An 18,429-nucleotide genomic window follows, 5' to 3' on the forward strand; every position below is an offset into this window, starting at 1 on the left:
TGCATAGAAAACCCAGTTCATATGAACTGGGTTTTTTATTGTCTTTAAACATTTGAATAACCGAATGAGTTATTCAACTTGTTAATTACATCTTTTTATCTTCGATATTTAATGCACTAATCGCAAGTACTGCCTGCGTACGGTTTTGTACGCCTAATTTGCGGAAAATTGCTGTCACATGCGCCTTAATCGTCGCCTCTGATACATCTAGCTCATAAGCAATTTGTTTATTTAACAAGCCTTCAGCAACCATCATCAACACACGGAACTGTTGTGGTGTGAGTGATTGTAAACGTTCTGCCAAAGCCGTTTCATCGGCAGCGCGAGGATCAAAACCTGAATGTGTCGGTAGATTTGGAGGTAACCAAATCTCACCTTCCAAAACGTGTTTAATTGCTTCGCCAATATGACTTGGGTGTGATGATTTCGGGATATACCCCATTGCACCATGTGCAATTGCACGTTGAATAATCGAGACTTCTTCATGTGCTGATACAACAATGATTGGAATCGCTGGGTATTGTGCTCGTACGTATACCAAGGCAGAAAAACCAGATGCGCCGGGTAAATTCAGATCAAGTAATACGAGATCAGGTTCTGCACCATGCTCTAAGCGCTCATAGAATTCATCGACATCCGCAGTTTCCTGAATCTGTGCTTGAGGAAGACTATATCGAACCGCTTGAATTAAAGCATGTCTAAATAAAGGGTGGTCGTCTACAATTAAAATATTCATAAGCGCTGAGCTGTCTGCGAGTACGTCACTGTACGGTGTTTATTCAAATTTAATCTATCTTAGCCTATTTTTGAAATGAACTGTTGGTTAGACATCAAAACTTGTTTATTTCATCATAAATGCAAAACAATACAAACATTGATATAACTCACACAACCTAGATCATTCCCAAACTACTATACAGAAATAACCAATAGAAACAGAGTATTAAATTCATTTAATTTTTTCTACTGAATCCTTTATAGGTATATATACAAAACAGATAAGCTTGCAGCATTTCCTTATTTTACAACTTGGCATGCGGTGTAGATAAATAAATAGCAATTCGAAATGATCTTTTAGGCCGCTATTATGTCCAATCACAATACTCTCTCTACTCCCCTTAATATTGTTGCAGTATCTGGTGGTTTAAACAGCCCATCAAAAACAGAAAGTTTAGTTCAGGCGATTCTGGATGAGCTTTCGGAAGCGATTAATATTAAAGTACATTTCGTCAAGCTGAGTGAAATTGGGCCTTTACTAGGCGGGGCATTTTATCGCAATCAACTGCCACAACGGGTACAAGATGATTTAGCTGCAGTTGAAGCTGCCGATGCATTGATCGTGGGAACACCTGTTTATCGTGCTTCGTTTACGGGCTTATTTAAGCATTTCTTCGACTTTGTTGAGCAAACAGCTTTGGTTGATGTACCTGTGTTACTCGCCGCTTCAGGTGGCAGTGACCGTCATGCACTGGTGTTAGAACATCAATTACGCCCTTTATTCAGTTTTTTCCAAGCACAAACCTTACCGATTGGGGTCTATGCCACTGATCGTGATTTCACTCCTGAATACACGGTAAAAAGCGAGCAATTGTCTGATCGCGTCACCTTGGCTGCGGCACGTGCTTTACCAATTTTGGAATGGGCACCTGCCAAAGGCCAACGTGCTGCTGCCATCAAAGCCAAAACTGAGCAAGCCAATCAGAATCTCGGCATCAATAAACAAATCGAACAAGCAGAAGTCTTACCATCTGCGGCAGTACCGAATCTGGATGCAGCTGAATCTCGCTTACACCCGAAGTCAGCCAAGAAGTTAACCCACGTCGCATAAACCATATCTTTTATGGAGGATACAACGATGACAATAACAACATCAGCAATTAAATTTGCCTACTGGGTTCCTAATGTGAGTGGTGGTCTCGTTGTAAGCAATATTGAACAACGTACTGACTGGAGCTATGACTACAATGTGCGCCTCGCACAAGCAGCGGAACGAAGCGGCTTTGAATATGCCCTTACACAAATCCGTTTTACCGCTGGCTATGGCGCAGAAAACCAACATGAATCCGTGAGTTTCAGCCATGCTTTATTGGCAAAAACCGAAAAACTCAAAGTAATTGCAGCGATCCTACCAGGCCCTTGGAAACCTGTACTCGCCGCTAAACAACTAGCGACCATTGACTACCTCACCCAAGGGCGTATTGCGATTAATGTGGTCAGCGGCTGGTTCCGTGGCGAATTTGATGCGATTGGCGAACCTTGGCCTGAGCATGATGAACGTTATGTTCGTTCGGAGGAATTTATTCGTACCCTCAAAGGTATCTGGACAGCTGACAATTACAGCTTTGATGGCAAATATTACCAATTCCAAAATTACACGCTTAAACCGAAACCTTTGCAAAAACCTTATATCGAAGTGTTTCAAGGTGGCAGTTCCCGTGCAGCACGTGATATGGCCGCGCGTGTATCAGACTGGTATTTTACCAACGGCAATAGCGTTGAAGAAATCAAGAAGCAAGTTGATGATGTCCGCAGCAAAGCAAAGTTAGCCAACAGACAAGTCCAGATTGGGGTTAATGCCTTTATCATTGCCCGTGATACTGAGGAAGAAGCTAAAGCTGTACTGAATGAAATCATAGGTCAAGCCAATGTCGAAGCGGTGAATGCCTTCGGTGATGCCACCCGTGAAGCAGGTGCAGCAGCCCCTGAGCGTGAGGGCAATTGGGCAAAATCGACCTTTGATGATTTGGTTCAATACAATGATGGTTTTAAAACAAATCTGATCGGTACGCCGCAACAAATTGCGGAACGGATTGTGGCCTTAAAGAATGTTGGCGTTGATTTGGTTCTTTCAGGCTTTCTACATTTTATTGAAGAAGTAGAATATTTTGGAGCAAAAGTTCTACCGTTAGTCCGTCAACTTGAGCAACAACAGGAACAGCGTCTCGCAGCAAAATCAGCTTAGTTTTCAGTGCTGAATAAGAAGAAAAACAAAAGAAATGGCAAATCTTCCCCCCAAGGCTCGGCTTGGGGCTTTTTTTATTTTAACGGGTCTCAATTTCCCGCATGACCGTTTCAACCGAATATCGGCACCACTGCGACAGTTGCTCAATAAACTCATTTAATTGTGATGGATTAAAATGGCTAACAATCATATAGCAGGCGTTGCCGAGAATTTTAAAACATTCATCCACCTGCTCATATTGTTTGACCAAACGCTCAACCTCAATAAAAGCCTGCTGATCATTCATAAACAGTTGGATGAATTGTTTATGTTCATATTTTATCGCGATGGTGTAATTTTTGATAAAGCCTGCATCCATTAACTGTGCAATACGAGCGCCAACGGCCTGCCCAGTCCGATGCACTCGCTGTCCTATTTCTTTATGGCTTAAACGCGAATCTTGTTTTAGCAATTCAATAATTTTCAGATCAATCAGATCAAGTTCAATATTCATTTTTCATTACGAAAGAAAACTAGCAACAATGCTTTCATCTGAATATAGCGGATTTTTCACACTTCCCCTACTCTTGTTTTATCTTAACGTTGGAAGAAAAAAATGATGAAACAAGCCTTACTGATTATTGATGTCCAAAACGATTATTTTAAAAATGGCAAAATGGAATTGGTCAATCCAGACCTTGCTCTAGCGCAAACCAATCTATTGGAAGACCATTTTATTCAAAACAATTTACCGATTATTTATATTCAGCATATTAACCCTGCCTCTGCCAGTTTCTTTCAGGAAAATACTGTGGGTGTTGAATTACATCCTCAACTTAAAGTCACAGATCAATCAGTGATTGTCGAAAAGCATTTTCCCAATAGCTTTTTGGAAACCAATCTTCAAACCATCCTTAAACAGCATCAAGTTGAACAGTTAGTGATCACAGGTATGATGACCCATGTCTGTATTGACTCAGGGACACGTGCAGCCAAAGAACTTGGATACCAACCCATTGTGATCGCAGATGCCACTGCAACCCGTGATCTTGAACATGATGCTAAGATCGTCAAAGCAGCCGATGTACAAACGGCATTTTTATCTGCACTCGGTTTCTTTGCCACAGTACAAAACACGGCTGATTTTTTAGCACAGAATTAAATCATGCAGAAAAAAAGAGCGTTCCATCGAACGCTCTTTTTAAATTTGAATAGGTTTATCGGTTTGGATAAACCGTGGCAATCAGATGTTCAACCACAGCCGGCTCGGCCAATGTTGAGGTATCGCCTAAGCTATCCAACTCATTGGCAGCAATCTTTCTTAGGATACGACGCATGATTTTACCTGAACGAGTTTTCGGCAAAGCAGGCGCCCAATGCAGTGCATCAGGGGTAGCCACTGGCCCAAGCACTTTACGCACCCAGCTCACCAACTCCTTGCGTAGCTCCTCAGATTCCGCCACATCGGCTTGCAAGGTGACAAAAGTACAAATCCCTTGACCTTTAATGTCATGTGGCATACCAACAACTGCCGCTTCAGCCACTGCTTCATGTGCAACCAATGCACTTTCAATCTCGGCTGTCCCTAAACGATGACCTGAAATGTTCAGTACATCATCAACACGCCCAGTGATCCAGTAATAGCCATCGGCATCACGGCGTGCACCATCACCAGTAAAATAATAGCCTTTAAAAGTTGAGAAATAAGCTTCAATAAAGCGCTCTGGATCGCCCCAAATGGTTCTCATTTGGCCCGGCCATGAGTCTTTAATGACCAAATTACCTTCTGTTGCTCCGTCCAATTCATTTCCTTCGCCATCGACTAACGCAGGTTGTACTCCAAAGAATGGACGTGTTGCTGAACCCGGTTTGAGTGCAGTTGCACCCGGCAATGGTGAAATTAAAATGCCACCTGTTTCTGTTTGCCACCATGTGTCGACAATTGGACAACGGCCTTCACCTACGACCTCGTGATACCAATTCCATGCTTCAGGGTTAATTGGTTCACCGACTGAACCCAGCAAACGTAAACTACTCCGATCACTTTCACGCACGTAGGCATCGCCTTCACGCATCATGGCGCGAATTGCAGTTGGTGCAGTATATAAAATCGTGATGTTATGTTTATCAATCACATGACCAATACGTGCCCAAGTTGGATATTGTGGAATTCCCTCGAACATGACCGTAGTAGTGGCATTACTCAACGGACCATAAAGTAAATAACTATGTCCCGTAATCCAGCCTACATCTGCAGTACACCAATACACATCATCTTCTTTGAGATCAAAGACTTCTCTAAAAGTAGTGTTGACATAAACCAGATAACCACCTGTGGTATGTAACACGCCTTTCGGTTTTCCTGTTGAGCCCGAGGTGTACAGAATGAAGAGCGGATCTTCTGCTTTCATCGGTTCTGGTGGACAGTGTTCATTTACTTCCATAATCGCAAGGTGATACCAAACGTCACGCTCAGCATTGAACTGAATCGGATTCCCTGTACGATGCACCACAATCACATTTTCGACACTACTAGTGCCATCAATTTCTAAGGCTGCATCTACATTTTCTTTCAGTGGAATGAGCTTACCGCCGCGCATGCCCGCATCCGCAGTAATCACTAATTTTGCTTGACTATCTTCGATACGGCTAGCCAATGAGTCTGGTGAGAACCCACCAAACACCACACAATGCACAGCACCAATTCGTGCACAGGCCAACATGGCAATCGCTGCCTCCGGCACCATTGGCATATATAGCACCACACGATCACCCTTGCGAATGCCTTGTTTTTTTAGCACATTGGCAAAACGACAGACTTCATCGTGTAGTTCAGAAAATGAAATGATTTTATGACGTGAAGGATGATCACCTTCCCAGATAATCGCAGGCTTTAAAGGATTATCTTTAAGATGACGATCTAAACAGTTGGCTGAAACATTCAGTTCACCATCGGCGAACCACTCAATTTTGAAATTATCTGCGTTAAAACTTGTATTTTTAACCTGTGTGAATGGTTTGATCCAATCAATATTTTTTGCTTCCTGTGCCCAAAATACTTCGGGTTGCTCAATTGAATCCTGATAACGTTTGAAATAGTCTGCTTCCGAGATTCTTGCCATTTCTTTGAATTTATCAGGCACTGGGTAGATTTCTTTCATAGCTCACTTCCTTTGTTTTTTATTTCATACCTTAGATATACACATCTATTTTTCGGGTATATTTTGTTTTCTCTTGCAGTATGGTCATCATTTACAAGAGCAAACAATGCGGCTTTGGTCGTAAGAATGTTATGCTTTAGCAACCAAATTTTTTTCAAAAATTTACTCAAAATAATTTAAATTTGAACTGCATGTCTATGCTTTTTACTTTTAAAATAAGTGATTATTTTGATCATTGCTAAGACCTTAAAAGATTTAATAATCAAAAAATAGGAATTCATCATGTTCGATCAAACACTATCTGCCCCAATTCAGCCTCAATACGATCATCCTTTATCTGCTAAAGGACGTTTTAATCGCTTAAGCTATCTAGGTTGGTATGGTTTACTGAGTATCAGTTGGACGGTTCTTTTCATTCTTATTGCCACAATTTCGGCGAGTCTAAGTGTAAATAATGTTGAGATTCATGAACCAATCTTATCTGCATTTTCAGGAATCGGAGGAATTGCGCTGATTGCACTATGGTTTGCTGGCTTTTATTTTCAGATCGTTTTTTTGATCCGACGTTTACACGATCTGAATAAAACAGGGTGGCTATGTCTATTATTACTGGTGCCAATCATTCAATTCTTTTTTACACTTTATGTCTTATTTGCAGCAGGCACACCTCATCGCAATGATTATGGCGATGTCCGCCCATCCACCACATGGGAAAAACTATTTGCATGGATCATGATTATATTCAGTTTAATGATGATATTTGGCATGTTTATCTTTAGCTATTATTTTGCTAGCCCTGACTTTTGGGGTACACCAACCCAGATCTTACAAAATACAACTGAGTATTTTTAATACTTTATCGAACAGCCAAATTTGAACTACTCAGTAAATAAAACCGTTACGGAATTTATCATGCATGATCAGCATAAATTCATTATGATAGCTCCCCTAATAAATTCCTTACGTTGCGAAATAGAGATTTTCCCGTGGCAAATGAGCAAACGACATTAACTGAGGTCGCTAAAGATACTGGTGAATTGATCCATCAAGCAGGTGCAAAAACCACGCAAACGGTATTGGCACATACTGAAAAATATCATGATGCCTATACAACAATCGATAAAATTATGGATAGCTTTTGGGAGCGTGTACCCTATATCTGTATTGCGATCACAGTATTTGTCATTTTTTGGCTACTGACTAAGTTATTTAAATTCTTTATTCACAAAACTTTGGAAAACCGTAGCTACACCCGACAAAACTTGGTATTAGTGCTCAACCGTGTCGGAAGCACTTTTATTCTATTCTTTGGTTTTTTAATTGGATTGGTCATCGCTATTCCAGGTTTCACCCCAAGCCAGTTAATCGGAGCATTGGGAATCGGTTCTGTTGCAATCGGTTTCGCTTTCAAAGATATTTTCCAAAACTTGCTATCAGGTATCTTAATTTTACTCAGTGAACCTTTCCGCATCGGCGATGATATTGTTGTGAATGGTTTTGAAGGCAATGTTGAAGATATCCAAATTCGCGCAACCTTTTTACGCTCACCTGATGGTCGCCGTATCGTGATTCCAAATGCCACGGTGTATACCAGTGCCGTGACAGTGAACAATGCCTACCAGCGCCGCCGTTGTGAGTTTGTCGTTGGTATTGGGTATGAAGATGATATGCAGAAAGCAAAAAAAATCATTATGGATATTTTAGACCGTAATCTCAATGTACTGAGCCAACCCAGTTTCTCGGTCAATGTCACCGCACTTGCAGATTTCTCGATTAATTTAACCGTCCGTTGGTGGGTAAATACCACAGAAACCACCACATCTGCATCAATTAGTGAAATTCAAGAACTGGTTGTAACAGCCTTCGATGAAAAAGGAATTTCGATTCCTTACCCAGTACAAGAAGTCAAAGTGTATCGTGGTGATCAATCTGATAATACAGAGAACTTAGATAAATAATCGCCCTAAAATATGTGATACTGCCGTTTCAGTTCGTAAAATTCGGTTGCCTAAGCTCATCGCTTGGCAGCCGTTTTTTATGAGCAGATCGACCTCATACGGAATAAATCCACCTTCTGGGCCAACAATTAAGTGACATGAATGTTGAATCGCATAAGGCATCTGCTGTTCTGCATAAGGGTGTGCGACATAAGCGGGTTTCTGATCCGAAATAAATGTAGGCAAAACATCTTCAACAAAAGGTTTAAAGCGTTTATACAATTGAATTTCAGGTGCAATCGTGTCGCCTGCTTGCTCTAAACCTAAAGTCATATAATCATCGAGTTGCTGTAAAAATGGGCTTTGCCAATAGCTTTTATCCACTCGATAACTATGAATCAAACTGATCCGTTCCACACCTAAAGTCACCGCATCCATGATGATACGGCGTAACACTTTAGGACGTGGCAAAGCAAGAATCAAATGCACAGGTAACTTTGCTGGGATTGCTTCAACCTGAATTGATCTTATGCGAATCTGTTGCTCAGAAACAGATATTACTTCCGTAAGATAGCGTTGACCATTACGCACACCGACTTTTAAAGTATCACCACAATTCAACTGAATATGCTGTTGTAAATGTTGTAGTTGACGTTGATTTTCAATCTGCCAGATATTATCTGTTGTCGTGATTTGATTAGGTTCAAGTAAAACAATATTCATGACAAAGCTTTAAATTCTAAATAATGATCAATCAATTGAATATGCTTTTGGAGTGAGCCTTTATTTCGTTGCAGAACCAATTCGGCCTGTTCAATCAATTGCTGAGTCTGTATTCGGTCATCTAAACAACTCAAAAGTTGCTGTACCACTTGTACAGCATCTGTTCCAATCAAAATTCCGTGTTCCGCTACAAACTCATCCACGATACTTTGGAAATTAAAATAGCGTGGGCCTATCACAGTCGGTACATCTAAAACCATCGGTTCTAAAATATTATGTCCGCCACCTGGCTCATTCAATGAACCACCCACAAAACAAGCTTGGCTGAGTGCATACCATAACCACATTTCACCCATACTATCGGCTAGAAAAACCTGTGTATCAGTTTGAATTGGCTGTTTAAGACTACGGCGTTGCGTATTTAAATTTAAACTTTGACAAATTTTATACACCTCATCAAAACGCTCAGGATGACGTGGTACCACAATACAGAGCAAATTTGGATTTGAATTTAAATGTGGTTGTAATTGTCTTAATAAATTTTCTTCTTCAGGTGAATGGGTGCTAGCTAAGGTAATCACCTGACGATCTAGCAATTGCCATTGCTGTCTCAACTGTTCCGCCTGCTGGATATAGTGTTGTGGTGCTGTAATATCAAACTTGATATTACCCACCACCTGACTCTTGGCTTGATCTAGCCCCAAATCCATATAACGCTGTTGTGTCGCGATGTCCTGAGCTAACAACCATGTGAGTTGCTGCAACATCGGCTGTGTTAAACGACGAACTTTGCCATAACCTTTTGCTGATTTTGCTGAAAGACGAGCATTCAATAAGATACATGGGATTTGTTGCTGTTTCGCTTGGGCAATTAAGTTTGGCCAAATTTCAGTTTCCACTAGAGCAAGAAGTTTCGGTTGATACAACTCAAAAAATTGTTTCAGTAATGGTTTTTGATCAACAGGCAAATAGACCGCCTGAAAAAGTGTCGGATATTTTTCGGAAAATAAACTCTTGGCTCTGGCTTGTCCTGTCTTGGTGGTATTGGTCACTAAAACTGAATGTCCAAGTTTTAGATAGTGCTCAATCAAAGGTTGAGCAGCATTCGTTTCTCCAACCGATACCACATGAAACCAAATCGTATTTAAATTTTTAGGGGGTTGAAATGGTCCAAAACGCTCTAGACACTCTTGCTGAAATAGTGCATCACTTTCAGCCCGTTGTTTAATTTTCCAACGGTATAAAGGCTTGAGACATATCAGTAAAAAGTTATACCAAAATGGTGTTTGCTGTACTGCGTTTTGCTGCGCCATCCTAGACCATAATTTAGAATTTGATTTCAGCTCATTATGCGGAAGTTTCATATGCATTGACAATTGATTATTGTATGTTGCACTTTGATTAAATATTTCTTTATAAAGAAAAATGATATCTTAGAACAAAGAATAATCCATTTTGAGAAAAACAATGCAACCTGATTGGTTCAAACAAATAAAGCAACCTTCTGATGAAACGACACAAGAATATCTACCCCGTCATCCATTTAAAATTATTCTCCCTTTTTTAATTCTAGCGTTACTGTGCTGCTTATGGGCGCTTCTAGCCAGTCACTTAGGCGCGCTAGATGATCATGTCAGCATTGGAGGGAAATATTTTGATCTTCGATATACCTCGTTTGAATTGACACCAATCAATGATCAGCAAACTAAGCTCACACTAAAAATTGATTATCGAATTAGCACCGAAGTGAATTTCTATGCCAATCGTGTTGCACAACTGATGGTGCATGATTTTTCCAATGTGATTCTGGATTTTTATAAGAATCGAAGTGAACAGGCAGTACAGCAAAGTAAGTCTTAAAAGTAAAAAATCAAGCGGCTAATGATCCGCTTGATCTTTCATCTGAGTTCAGTTCAGATTATTTTTATCCAGCACAGGTTGCTTAGGCTTCCAACTGTTCAAAGGTAGGATAATCGGTATAACCTTCTGCACCTGCACCATATAAAGTATCAAATTGAACCTGATTTAAAGGCAAATCATGTTCCAAACGTTCTAATAAATCTGGATTGGCAATATAAGCTAATCCAAAAGCCACAGCATCTGCTTGCTTAGTTTCTAAAATCTGTTTTGCTGAAGCTGGTGTTAATTTCTCGTTAGCAATCCACACCCCTTTGAATTTAGGGCGGAGTTGCGGCTGTAAACTATCTTCCGCTTCATATTCACGGGTAAAGATAAAGGCCACATTGCGCTGATCCAGTTGTTCAACCACATAACCAAAAGTCGCGAGTGGATTATCATCACCCATGTCATGTGAATCACCACGCGGTGCCAAATGCACACCCACCCGACCTGCACCCCATACCTCAATAAAGGCATCCACAATTTGCAACAACAAGCGCGCGCGGTTTTCAATTGAACCACCATACTCATCATCACGAATATTGGTGCTACTTTGCAGGAACTGATCGATCAGGTAACCATTGGCTGCATGCAACTCAACACCATCAAAACCTGCTGCTTTCGCTAACTCAGCCGCATGTTTATATTGTGCGACGATTTCTTGGATTTCTTCATGCGATAAAGCACGAGGTGTAACGAAAGGACGTTTTGGACGCAGTAAACTCACTTCACCCGCAGGTTGAATCGCACTTGGTGCAACTGGAATATCACCATCTAATAAGTCAGGATGTGAAATACGACCGACATGCCATAGCTGAACCACAATCTTTGAACCTTGCGCATGCACTGCTTCAACAATTTTGTTCCACGCCTGAGCTTGTTCTTGTGACCATAAGCCTGGCGTATTGGCGTAGCCAGCAGCTTTCGGACTAATCACCGTCGCTTCAGTAATAATTAAGCCCGCATTGGCACGTTGTTGATAGTATTCCACCATTAAATCGTTTGGAATACGCTCAACACCACTACGAGCTCTCGTCAAAGGTGATAAAACCAAACGGTTTTTAATCGTAAAATCACCCACTTGTAACGCAGAATTTAGTTCAGCCATGATCGCCTCAATTTACACTTATTCAGTTAAAGTGTTTGTTTTAAATGTTCGATATATTGCTGAATCAAAGCTTCATTTCTGGTGAAATAGGACCACTGCCCATATTTCTCAACTTGAATCAAACCTGCCTGCTGTAACACAGACAAATGATTTGACATGGTTGATTGTGCAACTTTGCCTAGACGTTCAATATGACCCGCACATACGCCTCGTTCAAAACTGCCACCACATTCCTGCACCGGTAAAAATTGCTCAGGCTGTTTCAGCCACTGCAAAATCTGTCGGCGTAATGGATTGGCTAAGGCTTTGCTAATAATATCAATATCCATAGACTCACCATGTTGATCAAGCGGCAAAACTTTGTTCAGCACCTAAACCCAGTATATCGTATTTTTTAAATATTAATATCTGTTTTTTTCGATATTAATATCCTATTTTTTCGATTAACTAAACAATGCTGAACGAAGCCACTTTTATATATTTGTTTTCATTGAATAAAGTCTCCATCCGCTCAGGAATAGGAGACTTTTTCTCACACTTTAAATTCGAGTATTCCCTCTCCTGACAGGAGAAGGCTAGGGAGAGGGCAAGAGATTTATAGACCTTGCTTTAAACTTGCTTCAATGAACTTATCCAAATCACCATCAAGCACGGCTTTGGTGTTTGAATTTTCAATCCCTGTACGCAAATCTTTAATACGTGAATCATCTAGGACATAAGAACGAATCTGACTGCCCCAACCAATATCTGACTTCGAGTCTTCCAATGCTTGAGCTGCTTCATTACGTTTGCTCATCTCTAACTCATAGAGTTTGGCACGTAACTGTTTCCATGCATGGTCACGGTTCGCATGCTGTGAACGTTGGTTCTGACATGCCACCACAATGCCTGTTGGGGCGTGGGTCAAACGCACCGCAGAGTCAGTTTTGTTAATGTGCTGACCACCCGCACCCGAAGCACGATAAGTATCGGTACGGACATCCGATGGATTAATATCAATTTCGATATTGTCATCAATCTCAGGTGAGATAAATACCGCAGAGAATGAGGTATGACGGTTGTTATTACTGTCAAATGGTGACTTACGTACTAAACGGTGTACGCCACTTTCGGTACGTAACCAGCCATAAGCAAACTCGCCATCGACACGGATGGTTGCGGATTTAATGCCTGCCACGTCACCATCAGACACTTCCATCAATTCAGCTTTAAAGCCATGACGTTCGATCCAACGCAGATACATCCGCAGTAACATCGATGCCCAGTCTTGTGCTTCCGTACCACCAGAACCTGATTGGATTTCAAGGAAACATGGATTTGGATCCATTGGATTACTAAACATGCGGCGGAATTCTAAGTTACCTAAAGCCTGTTCAGCACTATCAAGTTCAGCCTGAACATCTTCTAGTAAAGTTTCATCATCGGCTTCTACAGCCAGATCAAGCATGGCTTTGGCATCATCTAGCTGCTCTGCAAGACGATCAAATACACCTAAAGTATTTTCTAAACTGCCCTTTTCTTTCGCAATGGCTTGCGCACGACTCTGATCATTCCAAATCGTTGGGTCTTCTAGTTCTCTTAAAACTTCTTCTAAACGCTCAGCCTTTAGATCGTAGTCAAAGATACCCCCGTAGTGTTTGGCTACGATCAGATAAATCTTTCAATTGGACTAAGTACGGATTAATTTCCACGCGTATTTTCTCACAATATTTTTCACTCAATCTCATATTTTAACATAACTGGTTTGTACGACACAGCCATGTATTTTTAACTAAATTCAGCAGTTCATCCGATACATGGAAATGTATTTTGCTTATATAATTTCATGTTTAAAACTGACTCTGATTACACTAAAAATACGAATAAACACAATCTATCCTAAGTTTTAATAAATCAAAACACTAATATTTTTTATTTAAAATCAACTATATACTAATTAAAATTTACATTTTATCTACGTTTGTACCATACAGTTACTTTCTTAAGATTGACGATTAAATAATTTTCTCTAGACTAAAAGTTGTAACAAAAAGTGTAATTAATATTCATTTGGTTCATTATCTCAACAGGGGCATAACCATGAAAAAATTAGCAATAGCATCAGCACTTTTATCTGCGATTGCAGTAACAGGCACTGCTCATGCGTATCAAGCTGAAGTGGGTGGTTCATATACCTATACAGATTGGGACGATTTTGATAGCACAAACAATTTTGGTGTGGATGGGACTTATTATTTCAATCCAGTCCAAACACGTAATGCACCACTTGCAGAAGCAGCGTTCTTAAACCGTGCTAGCAACGTGAAAGCCAATGTTAACTATGCCGACAATAGTGGCGTAAAAGATACAAACTATGGCGCAGGTGTTGAATATTTCGTACCAAATAGTGATTTCTATTTAAGTGGTAATGTCGGTCGTAGTGAGCGTGAAGTAGACAATAATGCCATCGATCAAAAAGTAACAACATACGGCGCAGAAGTTGGTTACTTACCTGCTCCAGGCTTATTACTTGCATTAGGTGTGAAAGGCTACGACGAGAAAAATGGTAAAGACGGCGCTGATCCAACTGTACGTGCTAAATATGTCACTCAAGTTGGTGGAAAAGATGTCAACTTAGAAGCGTATGGTGCATTTGGTGATTCAGATGAATACCGTGTTAAAGGTGACTACTATCTAGATAAAACACTGAGTGTTGGTGCAGATTATTACAATAACGACCTAACAAATCGTGATGAATGGGGTATCTCTGCGAAGAAATTCCTGAATCAACAAGTGAGCTTAGAAGGTCGTGTTGGTTTTGGTGATGACTATAATACCTATGGTATCCGTGGTGCATACCGCTTCTAAGCAATTATGCTAGATAAAGAAATCCGCTCTACTGAGCGGATTTTTTATTGTGTGAGATGTGATATTTGCAATTGCAGACTCGTATTGCCATTAAAAACGTTACGTTCCAATGTATAAACGAGATCAACATAACCCAGCATCGGATTGAACTCAAAACGGTCTGCCGCATTAAAAGCGATTGCATCGATAATTTGCTGTCCTAAAGATACTTTCAGTTTTAAATGCTGATCTTTAAGCCAGCGATAATCCATCACTTTAAATCTCCCCTCAAATTGAGGAATTGGAAATTTTTGTCCCCAAGGACCTAGCCGATCAATCCAGTCTAGCGTTTCAAGATGTAAACTAGCATCAGTTAACTCACCATCTGTCCATAGAGTCGCTTGGAATAAATTTTCATCCATTTCAGCAATTGATTGAATAAAAACTGTTTTAAATTCATCAAAATTATCTTTTTTTAAGGTCAAACCTGCTGCTGCGGCATGACCACCAAAATGGCTAACTAAATGTGGGTATTGTTCTGCGACTTGCTCAATAGTATCGCGAATATGAATACCTTCAATCGAACGTGCAGAGCCTTTAATATGTATCCCATCTTCATCAGGAGCAAATACTAAACTTGGTCGGTGAAACTGTTCCTTTAGACGCCCAGCTACAATCCCTATTACCCCTTGATGCCACTGCTCATCAAACATCACCAATGCGGCAGGTAAAGAATCTGCTTGTAGCTGCACATGCTGTAATGCACTGATCGCTTGCTGTTTCATCTCAGCTTCAACTTGACGACGTTCTACATTCAGTTGATTGAGCTGCTGTGCAATTGGATAAGCTGTTTCTAGATCTGGAGCCAATAAACACTCAATGCCAATTCGCATGCTCTCCATACGACCAGCCGCATTAATTCGAGGGCCGATCACGAAACCTAAATCTTGAGCGCGTAAACTTGCGGCGTCTCGTTTTGCAATATCCAATAATGCTAAAATTCCTGCACGACATTGATATTGCTGAATTCGTTTTAAGCCAGCATCCACTAAAATACGGTTATTATAATCAAGCGATGCAACATCAGCATAAGTTCCCAACGCAACCAAATCTAAATACTGAGTGACTTTACTGGTACTTTTTCTCTGCTGAGAGCGGTAACTGGCTAACTTTGCTAATACATAAAAGGCAACGCCAACCCCAGCCAATGCTTTGCTTGGAAAGTCACAGCCCAACTGGTTAGGATTCACCACCGCCTCTGCGGGTGGAGTTGGTTTGGTGGTCAAGTGGTGGTCGGTAATAATCACCTGCATCCCCAACGCCTGTGCGGTTTCAACACCTGCATGACTGGAGATTCCATTATCCACCGTAATCAGTAAATCTGGCTGATAGGTCTGCTGCGCCAGTTCAGCAATTTTTGGCGTAAGTCCATAACCATACTTAAAACGGTCAGGCACCAGATATTCAACCACCGCACCCATCTCTTGCAGCACTAACACCATCAGGGCGGTACTGGTCGCACCATCGGCATCATAGTCACCAACAATCACGATCTGTTTTTTTTGATCAATGGCTTGATCAATTAATTCAACGGATTGATCTAATCCTTTGAGATCAGGTGGCAATAAATGCTTGAGTTTTAACTCAAGCTCTTGTTCCGATTGCACTCCACGTCTAGCCAATATCTCAGCAATAAACGTAGGCACGCCCTGAAATTGTTCAGGGCGTGTCAAAAATGGTCTTTGTTGAATTTGAATCATGGTCATTTATGGCATCAAGCGTTGAATAATCCAAAGTCCATTTTGTTTTTCATAACTTAAACGGTCATGTAAACGGTTTGGTCGTCCTTGCCAGAATTCATAATAATCTGCATCTAAGCGATAACCACCCCAAAATTCGGGTTTATCCAACTCAGCTTCATGTACTTGGTTTTGTAAGTTTTGAAAACGCTGTTGCAGTAACTCACGGCTTTCAATGACACCACTTTGTGGCGTACTAATATGTGCTGCAATCTGACTATCACGTGGACGCTTATGGTAATAATCCGTCGATTCCTGTTCTGAAATCTTGGAAACCTGACCACCGATACGTACCTGACGTTCTAAACTCGGCCAGTAAAATAAAAGTTCAGCATAAGGATTTTCCGCAAGGTCTAATCCTTTCTGACTATCATAATTGGTGTAAAAATCATAACCAGCTTCTGTTGCACCACGTAACAAAACGGTTCGGACGTGTGGGCGACCTTGTGTATTTGCTGTGGCCAAAGACATCGCATAGGGTTCATGTAATTGAGCAGTGAGCGCATGATTGAACCAATTCAAGAATTGCTCATGGGGATTTACACTCATCTGGGATTCGTGTAACTCACCTTGTTCATAACTTAAACGAAGTTCACTCAGGTCTTTAATGACATCATTCATTATTACTCTCCTTTAAGCAGCTTGAGCATGAGCTCTGACTGCATCGGCTAAATGATTTGCAATGGCATCCACTTCCTGCTGTTGATCTCCTTCTACCATAACTCGAATCACAGGTTCAGTACCTGATTTACGAATCAAAATACGTCCACGCCCAGTCAATTGTTGTTCAGCTTTTTCAAATTCAGCAACAAGAGCAGGAACAGCATATGGATCAATCATATGCTGTAAACGAACATTGATTAACACCTGTGGAAATAATTCAAAGTCTGCAACTAATTCATGTAATGCTTTCTCTTGCTCAACCATCACCGTTAATACTTGTAGAGCGGCAATAATCGCATCACCAGTTGTGCTCTTATCCAACGTTAAGATATGACCTGAAGGCTCACCACCTGTCACCCAACCATTTTCTTCTAATGCCTGTAATACATAGCGGTCACCGACTTTTGCGCGTACAAAACCGACATCCGCTTTTTGTAATGCTAACTCAAGTGCCATATTACTCATGACTGTTCCAACAATACCTGCTGGTTTATTTTTGGCCTGAGTAGCAAGGATATACAGAATATGATCACCATCTACCAGTTGACCATTTTTATCTACCATTACGACACGATCTGCATCACCATCAAACGCAATACCTAAATCAGCTTGGTGGTTAACCACAGCCTTTTGTAGAAATTCAGGATGGGTTGATCCACAATTTTCATTGATATTTAAACCATCTGGTTCATTAAAAAGCGGGATTACTTTTGCACCTAGCTCTCTAAAAACTGAAGGACCAACGCTATATGCTGCGCCGTTAGCACAATCCACTACAATTGTGAGATTACTAAGATCGAAGTGATATGGAAATGTTGATTTACAGAATTCGATGTATCGACCATTTGCATCTTTTACACGAACACTTTTACCTAGGTTAGCCGTATCATCAATCACTAAATCTTTTTCTAATTCTTGATTGATCTCATTTTGTAAGGCATCTGGGAGTTTTTTACCTTCACCTGAGAAAAATTTAATCCCATTATCAAAGTAAGGGTTATGTGATGCTGAAATCACAATACCTGCATGTGCATGTAAAGCACGTGTTAAATGCGCTATAGCAGGCGTTGGTAATGGCCCCAACAAATGCACATACACACCTGCTGCGTTTAAACCTGCTTGGAGAGCTGCTTCTAGAATATAACCTGATAAACGCGTATCTTTACCCATAACCACAATTGGTTTGTTTTTAGGACTATTTCTTTTTAATACTTTTCCTGCTGCAAATCCTAATTTTAATGCAAATTCAGGGGTAATCGGCATTTGTCCAAATTTGCCACGAATTCCATCAGTTCCAAAATAGCTCATTCTTTACTCGCTTTCTTATCTTTATATGACGTATCGTCATATCATTTTTCATCTGTTTCACTTT

Annotated in this window: 18 protein-coding genes; 7 read left to right on the forward strand and 11 right to left on the reverse strand. The window is 40.7% G+C overall.

The window, feature by feature from the left end; genetic code table 11:
* Positions 1-85: 85 nt before the first annotated feature.
* Complete coding sequence (locus ABLB98_RS13325) at positions 86-736, reverse strand: response regulator transcription factor (protein ID WP_249570381.1); 651 nt, start codon at positions 734-736, stop codon at positions 86-88.
* Positions 737-1,087: 351 nt separating this feature from the next.
* Between ABLB98_RS13325 and msuE the strand changes: the two genes are divergently transcribed.
* Both msuE and sfnG read left to right on the forward strand, forming a co-directional pair.
* Positions 1,088-1,828 carry an FMN reductase gene (msuE, locus tag ABLB98_RS13330; RefSeq protein WP_249570382.1) on the forward strand — a complete coding sequence of 247 codons (741 nt, stop codon included), beginning with the start codon at positions 1,088-1,090 and terminating at the stop codon, positions 1,826-1,828.
* A 27-nt stretch (positions 1,829-1,855) separates the two neighbouring features.
* Entirely contained in the window at positions 1,856-2,962 is a 1,107-nt protein-coding gene (gene sfnG, locus ABLB98_RS13335) for a dimethylsulfone monooxygenase SfnG (RefSeq protein ID WP_249570383.1), read from the forward strand.
* 79 nt (positions 2,963-3,041) lie between these two features.
* On the opposite strand, the gene ABLB98_RS13340 is transcribed toward sfnG, so the two are convergent.
* The gene (locus ABLB98_RS13340) at positions 3,042-3,455 is read right to left on the reverse strand and encodes a winged helix-turn-helix transcriptional regulator (RefSeq protein WP_249570384.1); all 414 of its coding nucleotides are present in this window, start codon (positions 3,453-3,455) and stop codon (positions 3,042-3,044) included.
* A gap of 105 nt (positions 3,456-3,560) precedes the next feature.
* On the opposite strand from ABLB98_RS13340, the gene ABLB98_RS13345 reads away from it, so the two are divergent.
* Positions 3,561-4,103 carry a cysteine hydrolase family protein gene (locus ABLB98_RS13345; protein ID WP_249570466.1) on the forward strand — a complete coding sequence of 181 codons (543 nt, stop codon included), beginning with the start codon at positions 3,561-3,563 and terminating at the stop codon, positions 4,101-4,103.
* Positions 4,104-4,158: 55 nt separating this feature from the next.
* Here ABLB98_RS13345 and acs read toward each other — a convergent pair whose 3' ends face one another.
* Positions 4,159-6,102 (reverse strand): acetate--CoA ligase, encoded by a 1,944-nt coding sequence (gene acs / locus ABLB98_RS13350; RefSeq protein WP_087537034.1) that lies wholly within the window; start codon positions 6,100-6,102, stop codon positions 4,159-4,161.
* 282 nt (positions 6,103-6,384) lie between these two features.
* Here acs and ABLB98_RS13355 point away from each other — a divergent pair, with 282 nt between their 5' ends.
* A complete protein-coding gene (locus ABLB98_RS13355) occupies positions 6,385-6,954 on the forward strand; it encodes a DUF805 domain-containing protein (RefSeq protein WP_348882583.1) in 570 nt (189 codons plus the stop codon).
* Positions 6,955-7,088: 134 nt separating this feature from the next.
* Positions 7,089-8,060, forward strand: a complete 972-nt coding sequence (locus ABLB98_RS13360) for a mechanosensitive ion channel family protein (protein ID WP_348882584.1) — start codon at positions 7,089-7,091, stop codon at positions 8,058-8,060.
* Here the strand turns inward: ABLB98_RS13360 and ABLB98_RS13365 are convergent.
* Together ABLB98_RS13365 and ABLB98_RS13370 are read right to left on the reverse strand one after the other, a co-directional pair.
* A complete protein-coding gene (locus ABLB98_RS13365) occupies positions 8,049-8,762 on the reverse strand; it encodes a 16S rRNA (uracil(1498)-N(3))-methyltransferase (protein ID WP_348882585.1) in 714 nt (237 codons plus the stop codon). The two genes, ABLB98_RS13360 and ABLB98_RS13365, sit on opposite strands and share 12 nt — an antisense overlap.
* On the reverse strand, positions 8,759-10,075 hold the full coding sequence (locus tag ABLB98_RS13370) for a 3-deoxy-D-manno-octulosonic acid transferase (RefSeq protein WP_348882586.1): 1,317 nt from the start codon (positions 10,073-10,075) through the stop codon (positions 8,759-8,761). The genes ABLB98_RS13365 and ABLB98_RS13370 overlap by 4 nt, the downstream gene beginning before the upstream one ends.
* 154 nt (positions 10,076-10,229) lie before the next feature.
* On the opposite strand from ABLB98_RS13370, the gene ABLB98_RS13375 reads away from it, so the two are divergent.
* Complete coding sequence (locus ABLB98_RS13375) at positions 10,230-10,622, forward strand: hypothetical protein (protein ID WP_249570387.1); 393 nt, start codon at positions 10,230-10,232, stop codon at positions 10,620-10,622.
* 82 nt (positions 10,623-10,704) lie between these two features.
* On the opposite strand, the gene ABLB98_RS13380 is transcribed toward ABLB98_RS13375, so the two are convergent.
* The 3 genes from ABLB98_RS13380 to prfB all read right to left on the reverse strand — a co-directional run bounded on the left by ABLB98_RS13380 (position 10,705) and on the right by prfB (position 13,460).
* Complete coding sequence (locus ABLB98_RS13380; protein WP_249570388.1) at positions 10,705-11,769, reverse strand: alkene reductase; 1,065 nt, start codon at positions 11,767-11,769, stop codon at positions 10,705-10,707.
* A gap of 26 nt (positions 11,770-11,795) precedes the next feature.
* Complete coding sequence (locus ABLB98_RS13385) at positions 11,796-12,098, reverse strand: helix-turn-helix transcriptional regulator (protein ID WP_034602558.1); 303 nt, start codon at positions 12,096-12,098, stop codon at positions 11,796-11,798.
* 266 nt (positions 12,099-12,364) lie between these two features.
* A protein-coding gene (gene prfB, locus ABLB98_RS13390) for a peptide chain release factor 2 (RefSeq protein ID WP_111313900.1) occupies positions 12,365-13,460 on the reverse strand; the annotation gives its coding sequence in 2 pieces (ribosomal slippage) (positions 12,365-13,387 and positions 13,389-13,460; 1,095 coding nt in all).
* Between the two features lie 388 nt (positions 13,461-13,848).
* Between prfB and ABLB98_RS13395 the strand changes: the two genes are divergently transcribed.
* Entirely contained in the window at positions 13,849-14,616 is a 768-nt protein-coding gene (locus tag ABLB98_RS13395) for a putative porin (RefSeq protein ID WP_348882587.1), read from the forward strand.
* Between the two features lie 44 nt (positions 14,617-14,660).
* Here the strand turns inward: ABLB98_RS13395 and recJ are convergent, their stop codons facing one another.
* Genes recJ through glmM form a run of 3 tightly spaced genes read right to left on the reverse strand, consistent with a single transcriptional unit; the run spans position 14,661 to position 18,365 of the window.
* Complete coding sequence (gene recJ, locus ABLB98_RS13400; RefSeq protein ID WP_348882588.1) at positions 14,661-16,361, reverse strand: single-stranded-DNA-specific exonuclease RecJ; 1,701 nt, start codon at positions 16,359-16,361, stop codon at positions 14,661-14,663.
* On the reverse strand, positions 16,362-17,015 hold the full coding sequence (pdxH, locus tag ABLB98_RS13405) for a pyridoxamine 5'-phosphate oxidase (RefSeq protein WP_348882589.1): 654 nt from the start codon (positions 17,013-17,015) through the stop codon (positions 16,362-16,364). It lies immediately after the preceding gene.
* Between the two features lie 12 nt (positions 17,016-17,027).
* Complete coding sequence (gene glmM / locus ABLB98_RS13410; RefSeq protein ID WP_005156841.1) at positions 17,028-18,365, reverse strand: phosphoglucosamine mutase; 1,338 nt, start codon at positions 18,363-18,365, stop codon at positions 17,028-17,030.
* Positions 18,366-18,429: the final 64 nt, after the last annotated feature.

It is taken from the genome of Acinetobacter yuyunsongii (assembly GCF_041021915.1).
Taxonomy (GTDB): domain Bacteria; phylum Pseudomonadota; class Gammaproteobacteria; order Pseudomonadales; family Moraxellaceae; genus Acinetobacter.

Coding starts and splice junctions, on each gene's coding strand:
- ABLB98_RS13325 (WP_249570381.1), bottom strand. CDS start 736: ATGAATATTTTAATTGTAGACGACCACCCTTTATTTAGACATGCTTTA.
- msuE (WP_249570382.1), top strand. CDS start 1,088: ATGTCCAATCACAATACTCTCTCTACTCCCCTTAATATTGTTGCAGTA.
- sfnG (WP_249570383.1), top strand. CDS start 1,856: ATGACAATAACAACATCAGCAATTAAATTTGCCTACTGGGTTCCTAAT.
- ABLB98_RS13340 (WP_249570384.1), bottom strand. CDS start 3,455: ATGAATATTGAACTTGATCTGATTGATCTGAAAATTATTGAATTGCTA.
- ABLB98_RS13345 (WP_249570466.1), top strand. CDS start 3,561: ATGAAACAAGCCTTACTGATTATTGATGTCCAAAACGATTATTTTAAA.
- acs (WP_087537034.1), bottom strand. CDS start 6,102: ATGAAAGAAATCTACCCAGTGCCTGATAAATTCAAAGAAATGGCAAGA.
- ABLB98_RS13355 (WP_348882583.1), top strand. CDS start 6,385: ATGTTCGATCAAACACTATCTGCCCCAATTCAGCCTCAATACGATCAT.
- ABLB98_RS13365 (WP_348882585.1), bottom strand. CDS start 8,762: ATGAATATTGTTTTACTTGAACCTAATCAAATCACGACAACAGATAAT.
- ABLB98_RS13370 (WP_348882586.1), bottom strand. CDS start 10,075: ATGGCGCAGCAAAACGCAGTACAGCAAACACCATTTTGGTATAACTTT.
- ABLB98_RS13375 (WP_249570387.1), top strand. CDS start 10,230: ATGCAACCTGATTGGTTCAAACAAATAAAGCAACCTTCTGATGAAACG.
- ABLB98_RS13380 (WP_249570388.1), bottom strand. CDS start 11,769: ATGGCTGAACTAAATTCTGCGTTACAAGTGGGTGATTTTACGATTAAA.
- ABLB98_RS13385 (WP_034602558.1), bottom strand. CDS start 12,098: ATGGATATTGATATTATTAGCAAAGCCTTAGCCAATCCATTACGCCGA.
- ABLB98_RS13395 (WP_348882587.1), top strand. CDS start 13,849: ATGAAAAAATTAGCAATAGCATCAGCACTTTTATCTGCGATTGCAGTA.
- recJ (WP_348882588.1), bottom strand. CDS start 16,361: ATGACCATGATTCAAATTCAACAAAGACCATTTTTGACACGCCCTGAA.
- pdxH (WP_348882589.1), bottom strand. CDS start 17,015: ATGAATGATGTCATTAAAGACCTGAGTGAACTTCGTTTAAGTTATGAA.
- glmM (WP_005156841.1), bottom strand. CDS start 18,365: ATGAGCTATTTTGGAACTGATGGAATTCGTGGCAAATTTGGACAAATG.